Source organism: Paenarthrobacter sp. C1 (assembly GCF_049315185.1).
Lineage (GTDB): Bacteria > Actinomycetota > Actinomycetes > Actinomycetales > Micrococcaceae > Arthrobacter > Arthrobacter nicotinovorans.
In genome coordinates this window covers 1,766,066-1,778,523 of sequence record NZ_CP186052.1, presented here as the reverse complement: position 1 = coordinate 1,778,523, position 12,458 = coordinate 1,766,066, and the positions used below count along the sequence as shown (strand labels likewise).

General features: G+C 63.3%; 12 protein-coding genes. 7 read left to right on the top strand and 5 right to left on the bottom strand.

The window, feature by feature from the left end; all coding sequences use genetic code 11:
- Positions 1-122: 122 nt before the first annotated feature.
- From scpB to ACNAOU_RS08395, 4 genes are all read right to left on the bottom strand, one after another.
- Positions 123-779 carry an SMC-Scp complex subunit ScpB gene (scpB, locus tag ACNAOU_RS08410; protein WP_018779253.1) on the bottom strand — a complete coding sequence of 219 codons (657 nt, stop codon included), beginning with the start codon at positions 777-779 and terminating at the stop codon, positions 123-125.
- Positions 772-1,656 (bottom strand): segregation and condensation protein A, encoded by an 885-nt coding sequence (locus tag ACNAOU_RS08405; RefSeq protein ID WP_039240693.1) that lies wholly within the window; start codon positions 1,654-1,656, stop codon positions 772-774. Before ACNAOU_RS08405 ends, scpB begins: the two co-directional genes overlap by 8 nt.
- Positions 1,657-1,662: 6 nt before the next feature.
- Positions 1,663-2,562 carry a ParA family protein gene (locus tag ACNAOU_RS08400; protein ID WP_018779251.1) on the bottom strand — a complete coding sequence of 300 codons (900 nt, stop codon included), beginning with the start codon at positions 2,560-2,562 and terminating at the stop codon, positions 1,663-1,665.
- Between the two features lie 254 nt (positions 2,563-2,816).
- On the bottom strand, positions 2,817-4,163 hold the full coding sequence (locus ACNAOU_RS08395; RefSeq protein WP_064723234.1) for a cation:dicarboxylate symporter family transporter: 1,347 nt from the start codon (positions 4,161-4,163) through the stop codon (positions 2,817-2,819).
- 138 nt (positions 4,164-4,301) lie between these two features.
- On the opposite strand from ACNAOU_RS08395, the gene ACNAOU_RS08390 reads away from it, so the two are divergent.
- From ACNAOU_RS08390 to ACNAOU_RS08365, 6 genes are all read left to right on the top strand, one after another.
- On the top strand, positions 4,302-5,948 hold the full coding sequence (locus ACNAOU_RS08390) for a sensor histidine kinase (protein ID WP_039240744.1): 1,647 nt from the start codon (positions 4,302-4,304) through the stop codon (positions 5,946-5,948).
- Complete coding sequence (locus ACNAOU_RS08385; RefSeq protein ID WP_422758414.1) at positions 5,945-6,658, top strand: response regulator; 714 nt, start codon at positions 5,945-5,947, stop codon at positions 6,656-6,658. Before ACNAOU_RS08390 ends, ACNAOU_RS08385 begins: the two co-directional genes overlap by 4 nt.
- 73 nt (positions 6,659-6,731) lie before the next feature.
- A complete protein-coding gene (locus tag ACNAOU_RS08380) occupies positions 6,732-7,373 on the top strand; it encodes a GntR family transcriptional regulator (RefSeq protein WP_026267373.1) in 642 nt (213 codons plus the stop codon).
- Positions 7,374-7,395: 22 nt separating this feature from the next.
- Entirely contained in the window at positions 7,396-8,916 is a 1,521-nt protein-coding gene (locus ACNAOU_RS08375; protein ID WP_422758413.1) for an MmgE/PrpD family protein, read from the top strand.
- Entirely contained in the window at positions 8,917-9,822 is a 906-nt protein-coding gene (gene prpB / locus ACNAOU_RS08370) for a methylisocitrate lyase (protein ID WP_064723236.1), read from the top strand.
- 77 nt (positions 9,823-9,899) lie between these two features.
- Positions 9,900-11,039, top strand: a complete 1,140-nt coding sequence (locus ACNAOU_RS08365; protein WP_018779244.1) for a bifunctional 2-methylcitrate synthase/citrate synthase — start codon at positions 9,900-9,902, stop codon at positions 11,037-11,039.
- A gap of 77 nt (positions 11,040-11,116) precedes the next feature.
- On the opposite strand, the gene ACNAOU_RS08360 is transcribed toward ACNAOU_RS08365, so the two are convergent.
- A complete protein-coding gene (locus tag ACNAOU_RS08360) occupies positions 11,117-11,614 on the bottom strand; it encodes an 8-oxo-dGTP diphosphatase (RefSeq protein WP_422758412.1) in 498 nt (165 codons plus the stop codon).
- Positions 11,615-11,670: 56 nt separating this feature from the next.
- On the opposite strand from ACNAOU_RS08360, the gene ACNAOU_RS08355 reads away from it, so the two are divergent.
- Positions 11,671-12,438: a hypothetical protein gene (locus tag ACNAOU_RS08355; RefSeq protein WP_422758411.1), complete on the top strand. Its 768-nt coding sequence runs from the start codon at positions 11,671-11,673 to the stop codon at positions 12,436-12,438.
- The last annotated feature ends 20 nt before the right edge of the window (positions 12,439-12,458 follow it).

Sequence of the window (12,458 nt, the reverse complement as noted above, 5' to 3'; positions counted from 1 at the left end):
TGTGTGCTGCAATCAACACTAGCCAGCCGGGCAGACATCGTCTGCCCCTTGTCGCTGTGCACCTATATAAGGTGCCGAAATTCAGTATGAAGTTGTGTCGCACAGCCTATTGGAGCCCGTGGCTACATCCGGCTTGCGTCGTAGTATTCGTCGATCCCTTCCAAACCCGGAAGGTGCGGCGAGAGCTGTGGCAATTCGGCCACCGATCCAATGCCCATCCGTTCCAGGAAGTACGAGGTTGTCCGATACAGGACAGCCCCGGATTCGGGATCCGTTCCGGAGTCCTCGATCAAGCCCCTCTGTGTAAGGGTCCTGACCACGGAATCGACGTTAACGCCGCGAATGGCGGACACCCGGGCTCTGGAGACCGGTTGCCTGTAAGCAATAACCGCCAGGGTTTCGAGTGCTGCCTGAGTAAGCCTGGTGGTCTGCCCCTCGAGGACGAACCTTCCCACGATGTCGGCGAAATCCGACCGTGAATAGATCCGCCACCCTCCAGCGACGTTCCGCAATTCAAAACCCCGGGGTGCAGTGCTGGCAACGGCAAAGCCGACAGCATCCACGTCCGGGGCTTTAACAGTATAGCCGCTATACTCCCGCCGCAGGTCCTCCAGCAAATCCTCGACGACGGCGACCGTTACGTTGAGTCCGGCGGCCAGCTCTTCGGAGGTTGCCGGCTGGTCGATGACCATGAGCACGGCCTCCAGCGCAGCGCGGGCTCCGCCGGGCAAAGCCTCCAGTTCCGCAAGCCCATCCTGGACCGCTTCTTGTTCACTCATTGATGCCTGCCTCGTATTCTTCACTCAGCCTTGAGCTGTCCCATTCGGCGTCGTCGCCGGTCCACCGCACCGTCAGCTCTGCCAGCGGCTCCGGCTGTTCGAATGCGATCACGCGATCCCGGAACATCTCCAGCAACGCCAGGAACCGGGCCACCACCACCAAGGTGGTTTCGGCATCGGCAATCAGCGTCTGGAAGGACAGCGGGGCACCCAGCTTCAGGCGATGGCCGATGATCGCCGCCTGCTCCTTGACGCTCACCGGCGGGGCGTGCAGGTGGCCCAAACCCACCTCTTCCGGAGTCGAGTCCTTGGGCTTGAGCGCTTTGGCCGCCAGTTCACCGAATTGTTCAGGGGTGTGCCGCCACACGAGTTCCGGAAGCAGCGCGGCGAAGTGAGCCTCAAGAGCCACTTGGCGCGGGTACCGCATGGCTTCCTGCTCCAGCGTTTCACCCATGATTCCGGCGATTTGCTTGAAGGCCTTGTACTGCAGCAGACGGGCGAACAAGAGGTCCCTTGCCTCCAGCAAGGCAATGTCCTCGGCATCCTCCACTTCTCCTGCGGGCAGGAGGCGGGCGGCTTTGAGGTCAAGCAGGGTTGCTGCGATCACCAGGAATTCGCTGGCTTCGTCCAACGCCCAGTCCTCCCCCAGTTCCTGGAGGCGGCGGATGTACTTGATGAACTCATCGGTGACGGTAGCCAAGGCCACTTCGGTGATGTCCAGCTTGTGCTTGGAAATCAGTCCCAGCAGGAGGTCGAAGGGGCCGGTGAAGTTGGCCAGCCGGACCTCAAAGCCCGCTTTGGGAGCTGCGGAGGTATCGGCGTCGGGTGCTTCCCGTTCGGCGATCGCTTCCGATGCCGGGGCGAGTGACGGTGCCACCGTCGGTTACGGCGCGCCGCCGCGCGAAATCAGTTCCTTGGCAAGGCGGCGGTAGGCGTCGGCACCGATGTGGTTGCCGGCGTAGCTGGTGATCGGCTCCGCCGCCACCGTGGCGTCGGCGAATTTGATGGAGCGTTTGATGACGGTCTCGAAGACTTTGTCTCCGAAGGCTTCCACCAGGCGGGAGATGACTTCACGGCTGTGCAGGGTCCGGGCGTCGTACATCGTGGCCAGGACGCCGTCCACCTGCAGGCGCGGGTTGAGGCGGTCCTGGACTTTCTCAATGGTCTCGACAAGCAGGGCCACGGCGCGCAGGGCGAAGAATTCGCAGATCAAAGGGATGATGACGCCGTGGGCTGCCGTGAGCGCGTTGACGGTCAGAAGACCCAAAGAGGGCTGGCAGTCAATGAGCACGACGTCGTAGTCGTCTTCGACGTTCTTGAGGGCGCGGTCAAGGACCTGTTCCCGGGCTACCTCATTGACGAGCTGCACTTCAGCAGCAGAGAGGTCGATGTTGGCAGGAAGGAGATCCACGCCCTCCACCCCGGTCTGCTGGATGGCGTCACGGATATTGACCTTGCGGTCCATCAGGACGTTGTAGACAGTGAGGTCGAGTTCATGCGGATTGGCGCCCAGGCCTGCCGACAAAGCGCCCTGGGGGTCAAAGTCCACCAACAGGACCCGCCGGCCGTACTCTGCGAGCGCTGCTGCAAGGTTGATGGTGGACGTCGTTTTACCGACCCCACCCTTCTGATTGACCATGGCGATGACTCGCGCCGGCCCGTGGGAGGCAAGGGGTGCGGGTTCCGGGAATTCGCGGTAAGGGCGGCCCGTAGGCCCCATGACGGCGTCTTCCAGATCGAGCTCGGTGCCTTCCAGCGTAGCTGTTCCCCGTTCGATGCTCACGTATCTAACCACTCTTTCGACGACGATCTTCCCTGCCGCTGTACCCCCGGCTGCAGCGCTACTACCCCCTTAGGCTACATGTCCCGACACGGTAATCCGGGGAACTTGACTTTGTCCGTTGTTTGAGCCTTGACCCTCTAGTTGAGGTCGAAGGTTGGGATCCGGGAGCCTGCCCGGGAATTGGAAAACGCCGAAAGCCGGCACCTGGATGGTGCCGGCCTTCGGCGTTGCTGTTCTGTTCCGGGACTTGGCTGTTAGACGACAGCCTTGCCGCGGGTTTCGGCTTCGGCGACAGCCACGTCTTCTTCGCCATGGGCCATCATCGTCTGCTCGTCGAAGGGCTCGCTTCCGGAGAGGACCCGCTCGACCTGGCCGTTGTCGATTTCCTTGACCCAGGTACCGATGAGGACTGTGGCCACAGCGTTCCCGGTGAAGTTGGTCAGAGCGCGGGCCTCCGACATGAAGCGGTCGATGCCAACGATCATGCCTACCCCGCCCAGGAGTTCGGGCTTGTGCGCCTGGAGACCGGCCGCCAGGGTCGCCAGTCCGGCGCCCGTCACGCCTGCGGCTCCCTTGGAGGCAATGATCATGAAGACCAGCAGCGAGATCTGCGCACCGAGGTCAAGCGGCGTACCCATGGCGTTGGCTACGAAGAGGGAGGCCATGGTCAAGTAGATGGCCGTGCCGTCCAGGTTGAAGGAGTAGCCCGTGGGAACGGTGACGCCAACGACCGGCTTGGAAACACCCAGGTGTTCCATCTTGGCGATGAGGCGGGGAAGAGCCGCTTCGGAGGACGACGTGGAGAAGATCAACAGGTATTCGCGGGCCAGGTACTTCATGAGGCGGAAGATGTTCACGCCGGCCACGGCGCGGAGCAACGTACCGAGGATCACCACAATGAACAGGGCGCAGGTGATGTAGAAGGCCAGCATCAGGGTGAACATACTCAGGATGGCCTGGGCACCCGTCGCACCGACGACGGCGGCAATCGCACCGAACGCACCTACCGGGGCCAGCCACATGATCATGATGAGGATGCGGAACACGAGTCGCTGACCGTGGCCGATGGCATTGAGGATGGGCTGGCCTTGCTTGCCCATCTTCTGCAGCGCGAAGCCGACCAGGATTGCAGCAAGCAGGGTGGGCAGGACGGGGATGTCGCCCGGAATGATGCCGAGGAGGAAGTCAACGGTGCTGTCCGTCGCCGCCTTCTTGTTGGGATCGTACGGCGTCAGCTTGAGTCCCTCACCCGGGTGGATGAGGTTGCCGACCACCAGGCCGATGGCGAGCGCGAACGTCGACATCGCCACGAAGTACCCCAAAGCGAGCCCGCCGACCTTGCCGACGGTTGCGGCCTTGGCGATGGAGCCGATGCCAAGGACAATGGTGCAGAAGATCACGGGGGCGATCATCATCTTGATGAGTTTGATGAAGCCATCACCCAGCGGTTTGAGTGACTTTCCGACCTCAGGGAACATCAGGCCGACGACAGCGCCAAGCACTACGGCCAGGATGACCGCGATGTACAGGTAGTGCGACTTGTCGAGCCCCTTGCGTCCACTTTTGGCAGCTACTGCCGACTCTCCTCGTTGAGAGGTCATGGGATTCTCCTTCTGGATACTGTGTAAGGCGCTGCGGTCCTGCACTGATGTCCAATCCGCTGCCCTTGTGTGATATCCATCATTGAGCCGCTGGTGACATACATCACCGTTGCGGTCATATTGGTCATGGAGGTCCATGTGTTTCACAGCTGGAGCATTGCCCGGCGGTTGTTTGTTGCGAACTTGCTGTTCGTCCTGGTGATGACGGCGGTCTTCGGGACCTTTTCGGTGCTGGAAGCCAGGGACCGGGCGTATGACAACGCCGGCGGGCGGATGCTTGCCCTGTCCACGTCGATTGCCAACAACCCCCTCGTGCTGGAGGCGGCCGCCACTGCCAACCCATCAGAGACGCTCCAGCCGTATGCCCTGAAGGTCATGCACGATGCCGATGCGGACTTCATTACGATCATGGCTCCGGACCGGACGCGGTGGACCCACCCCCGGGCCGAAGAGCTGGGCAAGCCTTACATCGGGACGATCGAGCCAGCCCTGCGCGGAGAGACCTTCACTGAAGTCACTGCGGGAACGCTGGGGCCTTCGGTCCGTACCATTGCACCGGTCAGGGCACCGGACGGATCCATCAAGGCTTTGGTTGCCGCAGGGGTCACGGTCCGCACGGTGGACACCGACGTTGCCGAGCGGTTGGGCGTCATTGGCAGCATTGCCTTGGTGGTGCTGGCATTCGGGTCTTTTGCTGCCTGGCTGCTGGGCCGCTACCTCCGCTCGGTCACCCGCGGTTGGGGGCCGGAACAGCTGGCACAGCTCTTCGCCTACTACGAATCGGTCCTGCACTCAGTACGCGAGGGCCTGATTCTCATCGACACCCACGGCAAGGCCGTGATGTACAACGACCAGGCAGCCGAACTCCTGGGTTTGGAGCCTTCCGACGCCGACAGGTCACCAACGGCGGCGCCAAAGCTGGCGGAGCTGCCGATCGACGGCAGCCTGCGGGCACTGTTCGAATCCGGCAGGGCCGCCCATGACGAAATCCACCTCACCGGCTCCCGCATCCTGGTGATCAACCAGGCTCCGGCGGTCGGACCGGTTCCCGCGCGCAGCCGCCAGAAACCGGCGGTGTATGGGACAGTGGCCACCATCAGGGACCGCACGGAAATCGAATCGTTGGGCACGGAGCTGCAGACCATGAAAACCCTCTCCGATGCTCTGCGTGCCCAGACCCACGAACACGCCAACCGCCTCCACATGATCGTCTCCTTGCTGGAACTGGGCCGGACACCACAGGCCCTGGACTTCGCCACCAAGGACCTGGAACTCAGCCAGCAACTCACCGATGACATGGTGGCCTCGGTGGATGAACCCGTCATGAGCGCTCTGGTGATGGGCAAGGCCGCCGAAGCTCATGAGCGCGGCGTGGAACTGATTGTCCGGACATCAGGGAGTGGCGGTGTCCGGGGGCTGGAAATCCAGGACCTCGTCACCATCCTGGGTAACCTGCTGGACAATGCGATCGATGCCGCGGCAGCCGGAGATTTCCCCCGCCAAGTGGAAATGGACGTGGACGCCGGTCCTGCCGCTGTCGAATTCACCGTGCGCGATTCGGGCGCCGGCATCGACCCTGAATCGATCGACGACGTCCTGCAGTACGGATTCAGCACCAAGTCGTCGGAGGGAAACTCCCGTGGAGCGCACGGCCGGGGCGTGGGTCTTGCCCTGGTGCGGCAGGCCGTTCAGCGGCTGAACGGTACGATGACCATCAGCAATCCCGGCGGTGCACAGTTCCATGTTGTGCTGCCTTCGCCGGTTCCCGAGGAAGAGAAGGCATGACAGACATCCGCGTCCTGGTTGTAGAGGACGAGCCGATCGCCTCGGATGCCCACTCCGTCTACATCGGCCGCCTGGACGGATTCACCCTGGTGGGAACAGCGCCAGACGGACAATCGGCCCTGCGCATCCTGGGTGAGTTCGCAGCATCAGGCTCCCCCGTGGATCTGGTCCTGCTGGACATGAACCTCCCGGACCTGCATGGGCTGGACGTCGCCCGCCGCATGCGCTCAGCAGGTGTCTTCGCCGACATCATCGCCATCACGGCCGTCCGTGAACTGAACATTGTCCGCAGTGCCGTGTCCATCGGCGTCGTGCAGTACCTCATTAAACCGTTCACGTACGCCACCTTCGCGGACAAGCTGCGCAGCTATCGGACGTTCCGCGAACAGTTGGCGGGTTCACTTTCCGGGATTTCCAAAGCCGGCGCGTCACAGAGCGACGTTGACCAGGCGTTCGCGAGCCTCCGTGCACCGACGGAACTGCCGCTGTCCAAGGGTCTGTCCGGGTCCACGCTCGAAGCGGTCAAGGAACTGGTGCGGGGGCGCGAGGATCCCATTTCCGCGAGTGAAGTCATGGACGCGCTGGGCATGTCCAGGGTGACCGCCCGCAGGTATCTGGAGTACTTGGCCGACGCCGGAACAGTCACCCGGGCACCGCGGTACGGTACTCCTGGCCGACCGGAGAACGAGTATGGTTGGAACCGCAATTGAATGAATGTATACAAAGCATCGCTCTATAGTCAGAATGCTGGCGTAGCTCGTCCTCAATGTATACACTGAGGTCATGCGCGCCAGTGATCGGGCTTACAGGGCCCTCCGGGAAGACATTCTCGAGTGGCGCCTCCGCCCCGGCACCGTCCTCGCTGAGGTCGAGCAGTCCGAACGCCTTGGAGTCTCGCGCACTCCCGTCAGGGAAGCGCTGGGGCGACTCACCGCGGAAGGTCTGACGACGGCGGCGGGGGGCCGCGGCGTCGTCGTCACCGATATCTCGCTGGACAGCATCGACGAACTGTTCGAACTGCGCGAAACCCTGGAGGTGAGGGCCGCTTCCCTCGCCGCGCAACGCGGCGAACCCGGAGTGTTCGCGGAACTGCACGCAGAACTGCTGCTGGCTCCCACGCTGCTGGGCGACGACGATCCCGCCAGGCACGAGTACTACGCCCTGGTGAGCCGTTTGGACGAAGCCATCGACGCCGCGATCTCCAATGTGTACATGGCCAACGCCATGCGAAGCCTCCGCGTCCACCTTGCCCGCGTCCGCCGCCTGGCCGCCGACGATACCGCCAGGCTCCAAGCAGCGGCCGCCGAACATGCCGCGATCGCCGAAGCAATCGCCGTCGCCAACCCGCGCCTGGCCGAAGCCGCCACGATGGTCCACCTGCACCGCAGTCTCACCCACCTCAAAGCCGCTCATTCAGCCGGCTGAACGTCCCACCAGAAGGAGCACCATGGTCAAGTCCAACCACGTCCGTGTTTACAAGTCCGAGGAGAACCTTCCCCGGGAGGAGCAACTGGCGCACAAGATCGCCGTGGTCGCCGCCGACCCCGTCGAGGTCACCCCGGAGGTCACCGACATGGTGATTAACCGCATCATCGACAACGCTTCCGTTGCCATCGCCTCGCTGAACCGGGCACCGATCGTCGCAGCCCGTGCACAGGCCCTGACGCACGGCCCCACCGCCAACGGCAGGGGTGCCCACGTCTTCGGCATCGCTGAGCAGGTCTCTCCGGAGTGGGCTGCCTGGGCCAACGGCGTAGCCGTGCGCGAACTCGATTACCACGACACGTTCCTGGCCGCCGACTACAGCCACCCGGGCGACAACATCCCGCCGATCCTGGCCGTTGCCCAGCACGTTGGCTCCAACGGCGCTGACTTGGTCCGTGCCATCGCCACCGGCTACGAGATCCAGGTGAACCTGGTCAAGGCCATCTGCCTGCACAAGCACAAGATCGACCACGTAGCCCACCTCGGCCCCTCGGCCGCCGCAGGCATCGGCACCTTGCTGGGGCTGGATGTCGAGACGATCTTCCAGTCCGTGGGCCAGGCCCTGCACACCACCACCGCCACGCGCCAGTCCCGCAAGGGCGAAATCTCCACCTGGAAAGCCCACGCCCCGGCGTTCGCAGGCAAGATGGCGATCGAAGCCGTGGACCGCTCCATGCGCGGACAGACCTCCCCTGTGCCGATCTACGAAGGCGAAGATGGCGTGATCGCCTGGATGCTCGACGGACCGGACGCCTCCTACGAGGTCCCGCTGCCGCTGCCCGGTGAAGCCAAGCGCGCCATCCTTGACACCTACACCAAGGAACATTCCGCCGAGTACCAGGCCCAGGCCTGGATCGACCTCGCCCGCAAACTGCACCGCGAGCACCCCGAAACCACCGACCCCGCCAACGTGGAATCGGTGCTGATCAAGACCAGCCACCACACGCACTACGTGATCGGCTCCGGCGCGAACGACCCCCAGAAGTACTCCCCCACGGCATCCCGCGAAACCCTGGACCACTCCATCCCGTACATCTTCACCGTCGCGTTGCAGGACGGCGCGTGGCACCACGTGGACTCCTACGCCCCCGAACGCGCCGCCCGCCCGGACACTGTGGAACTCTGGCACAAGGTCACCACTGTGGAGGACCCGGAATGGACCCGCCGCTACCACTCCCTGGACATCGCGGAAAAAGCCTTCGGCGGCACTGTTGTCATTACACTCACGGATGGGTCGGTTGTCACGGACGAGATCGCCGTAGCCGACGCCCACCCTCTCGGTGCCCGGCCGTTCGCCCGCGAGCAATACATCAACAAGTTCCGCACGCTTGCTGCCGGGCTCGTGGAGGAAGCCGAAATCGAGAGGTTCCTCGCCGCCGTCGAACGCGTCACCGAACTGGGCGAAGGCGAACTGGACCAGCTGAACATCACCGCAGCCCCCGGCGTGATCGACCTCAACAACGCACCCAAGGGACTGTTCTAAATGCTGTACTCCAAAGTCACCCCCGAACAGAAGCGGCTGAAACTCCGGGAACTGCTGGCCTCCGGGACCGTGCAGCAGTTCCCGGGCGCCTTCAACCCGCTCTCGGCCCGGCTCATCGAAGAGAAAGGATTCGCCGGCGTCTACATCTCCGGCGCCGTCCTCGCCAATGACCTCGGCCTGCCGGACATCGGGCTCACTACCCTGACCGAGGTGGCCACCCGGGCAGGGCAAATCGCCCGCATGACCGATTTGCCGTCGCTGGTGGATGCCGACACCGGATTTGGCGAACCGATGAACGTGGCACGCACCATCCAGGAACTCGAAAACGCCGGCCTGGCCGGTTGCCACATTGAGGACCAGTTCAACCCGAAACGCTGCGGACACCTGGACGGCAAGAACGTCGTGGACATCGACACCGCCACCAAACGCATCCGCGCCGCAGCAGACGCCCGCCGGGACCCGAACTTCCTCATCATGGCCCGCACCGACATCCGCGCCGTTGAAGGAATCCAGGCAGCACAGGACCGCGCCAAAGCCCTCGTAGACGCCGGCGCCGACGCAATATTCCCTGAAGCCATGGCCACCCTGGACGAATTCCAAGCCATCCGCGACGCCGTGGACGTTCCGATCCTGGCCAACATGACCGAGTTCGGCAAAAGCGAGCTCTTCACCGTCGACCAGCTCCAAGGGGTGGGCGTCAACATGGTCATTTACCCCGTCACGCTCCTCCGCATTGCCATGGGCGCTGCAGAGCGTACTCTGGAATCGATTAAGGCTGCGGGGACCCAAGAAGCGCAAGTGGAAAACATGCTCACGCGTGCGCGCCTCTACGAACTCGTCGACTACGAGGCATACAACCAATTCGATACCGGCGTTTTCAACTTCCAGGTTCCTGGCGTCCGCTAGGTTCCGGATTCATCAAGGGGAACGCAGGCGTTCCGGATCGACCCGGTGCACCTGCACAATGAACGAAGGAGAGCAGCATGGCAGCTGTTGACATCAAAAAGGGCCTTGCCGGCGTCGTGGTGGACTACACCGCCGTCTCGAAGGTCAACCCGGACACCAACTCGCTCTTGTACCGCGGATACCCGGTCCAGGAACTGGCCGCCAAATGCAGCTTCGAAGAGGTCGCCTATCTGTTGTGGAACGGAGAACTGCCCAACGAGGCACAGTTGGCCGAATTCACCGCCCGCGAGCGCGCAGGCCGCGCGCTCGACCCGGTAGTGAAGCAGGTTATCGATGCCCTGCCCACCACAGCACACCCCATGGATGTGTGCCGCACCGCCGCGTCCGTACTCGGCGCCCGGCACGAGCTGGCCGAGGATTCATCACCCGAAGCCAACATGAAGAAGGCCATCGACTTGTGGGCTGCCATGCCCGCCGTCGTCGCCTACGACCAGCGCCGCCGCCACGGCCAGGAACCCGTGGAACCCCGCGAGGACCTGGACTACTCCGCCAACTTCCTGTGGATGACCTTCGGCGAAGAACAAGTGCCCGAGGTAGTGGAGGCTTTCAACGTCTCGATGATTCTCTACGCAGAGCACTCCTTCAACGCTTCGACGTTTACCGCCCGCGTAGTCACCTCCACGCTCTCGGACCTGCACTCGGCTGTCACCGCAGCCATCGGAGCACTCAAGGGCCCGCTGCACGGCGGCGCCAATGAGGCCGTGATGCACACGTTCGACGAAATCGGCATCCGCAGCGAGGAGTCCCTCGAAGAAGCCGCCTCCCGGGCGAAGACGTGGATGGAAGACGCGCTGGCGCAGAAGAAGAAGGTCATGGGCTTCGGGCACCGCGTCTACAAGCACGGCGACTCCCGCGTACCCACCATGAAGGCCGCACTGGACAAGATGATCGCCCACTACGGACGACCCGAACTCCTCGGTCTTTACAACGGCTTGGAGCAGGCCATGGACGAGGCCAAGGCCATCAAGCCCAACCTTGACTACCCGGCCGGCCCCACGTACCACCTCATGGGCTTCGACACCCAAACCTTCACGCCGTTGTTCGTCGCCAGCCGCATCACCGGTTGGACCGCGCACATCATGGAGCAGGTGGCTTCGAACTCCCTGATCCGCCCGCTGAGCGAATACAACGGACCCGAAGAGCGCCACGTTCCGTAAGGCTTTTTGGGCGCCAAAAGCGGTAAGTACGACGTCGGGCCGGTCACCGAAAGGCGACCGGCCCGACGTCGTACTCTTTAGGCCTCAGGTTCCGCCCACTCCACAGTGTGGACCTCAGCGACATTCTCGTTGTCTGCCGCCAGGTCGACGCGCACGGCGATGCGCTGACCGGAAATCATGGCGGGCAACCAATGCTCGGCATCTGCCCACATCCGCTCCACCGGAAGCCGGCCAACGGGGAACCAGGCCGGAGCGATCTCCTCGCTCTCGGAGGGCTCGCCTTCCCAGGCACGGGTGAGGAAGACCGTGGTGGCCATGTTCCATTCGGGCCTGGCCGGAAAAACGAAGTCTACGGTTCCCGCGGGAATCAGGTCATGCGCATGGACCACCACGTTGATTTCTTCCATAACCTCACGGCAGGCGGCCTCGGATGCAGTCTCCCCCACTTCGACGTGTCCGCCAACGCCCACTACTTTTCCCCGGCCAAAGCCGGTCTTCTTGGTGCCGAGAAGTACGTCTCCGCCGTCCGCACCGTCGCGGAGGAGGAAGCACAAAGTCACATGGGCTGCAGTCATGCTGCCTACCTTAACCTGATCTCCCCAGCCGTTGCCGCCATTGCTACAGTGAGCCCATGAGCGAAGGTGGGGGTGAAGCGGGCGCCAAAGCGGCCGCCGTCGATGAGGTTGGCGGGATGCCGTCCACAGCGGAAAGCACCCGGGACGGGACAACAGTCAAAGGCGCCGAAGCCAAAGCCGAACGGGACGCCTGGCTCCCGCGCTGGCTTGTGGCTCATCCGCTGTACGCCGGGTGGGCGTGGACCCTTCTCTGGGCCGGGCTCATTGTCCTGGACGAAGTGCTGGACCTGGCCGGCTGGACCTGGTATCTGCTGGTCCTGGTTGCTGCCTTGCCGACGCTGATCTCCACGCTGGTGGTGCTGCACGCCACCCCACGGAGCCATCTCCGCGCGGTCGACGCGACCGTGCTCGGACACTTCTTTGTCCGGTTCCTGGCATTGGTGGCTGCCTTCATGGTGTGGGCTGCGTCAGTGGTGATGAGCGCGTCCATCTCCACCACTGTCCAGTCAGTAATCGGCGACTCGGAGAAGGAAGTCACTGCCCTTGGCTTCAACCTCATGCTGGCGGCCGTTCCCCTGGTGCTCTCCGTGCTCTGGATGGCCTTCATCGTGCGGTGTGCCTGGTTCCTGCGGCGGCTGCGCGGTTGGCGGCAGGTGCCGGTCAAGACCAGGGTTCCCAAGAAGTTCCTGCGGGGACGTCCACGGCTGAAGCGCGTGGTGGTGGGACTCGCCCATCCGGGTTTGCTGCTGGTGGCCGGACTGGGAACTTCTTTGTTGGCGCTGTTCGTGGACGCCGTCGAATTGACGCTGAACGTTCTGGAGTAACCTGCTTCCGGCGGAGTGGT

What these genes read in the sequence shown, in the direction of transcription:
- scpB (WP_018779253.1), bottom strand. Translation starts at nt 779, where the DNA reads ATGAGTGAACAAGAAGCGGTCCAGGATGGGCTTGCGGAACTGGAGGCT.
- ACNAOU_RS08395 (WP_064723234.1), bottom strand. Translation starts at nt 4,163, where the DNA reads ATGACCTCTCAACGAGGAGAGTCGGCAGTAGCTGCCAAAAGTGGACGC.
- ACNAOU_RS08385 (WP_422758414.1), top strand. Translation starts at nt 5,945, where the DNA reads ATGACAGACATCCGCGTCCTGGTTGTAGAGGACGAGCCGATCGCCTCG.
- ACNAOU_RS08380 (WP_026267373.1), top strand. Translation starts at nt 6,732, where the DNA reads ATGCGCGCCAGTGATCGGGCTTACAGGGCCCTCCGGGAAGACATTCTC.
- ACNAOU_RS08375 (WP_422758413.1), top strand. Translation starts at nt 7,396, where the DNA reads ATGGTCAAGTCCAACCACGTCCGTGTTTACAAGTCCGAGGAGAACCTT.
- prpB (WP_064723236.1), top strand. Translation starts at nt 8,917, where the DNA reads ATGCTGTACTCCAAAGTCACCCCCGAACAGAAGCGGCTGAAACTCCGG.
- ACNAOU_RS08365 (WP_018779244.1), top strand. Translation starts at nt 9,900, where the DNA reads ATGGCAGCTGTTGACATCAAAAAGGGCCTTGCCGGCGTCGTGGTGGAC.
- ACNAOU_RS08360 (WP_422758412.1), bottom strand. Translation starts at nt 11,614, where the DNA reads ATGACTGCAGCCCATGTGACTTTGTGCTTCCTCCTCCGCGACGGTGCG.
- ACNAOU_RS08355 (WP_422758411.1), top strand. Translation starts at nt 11,671, where the DNA reads ATGAGCGAAGGTGGGGGTGAAGCGGGCGCCAAAGCGGCCGCCGTCGAT.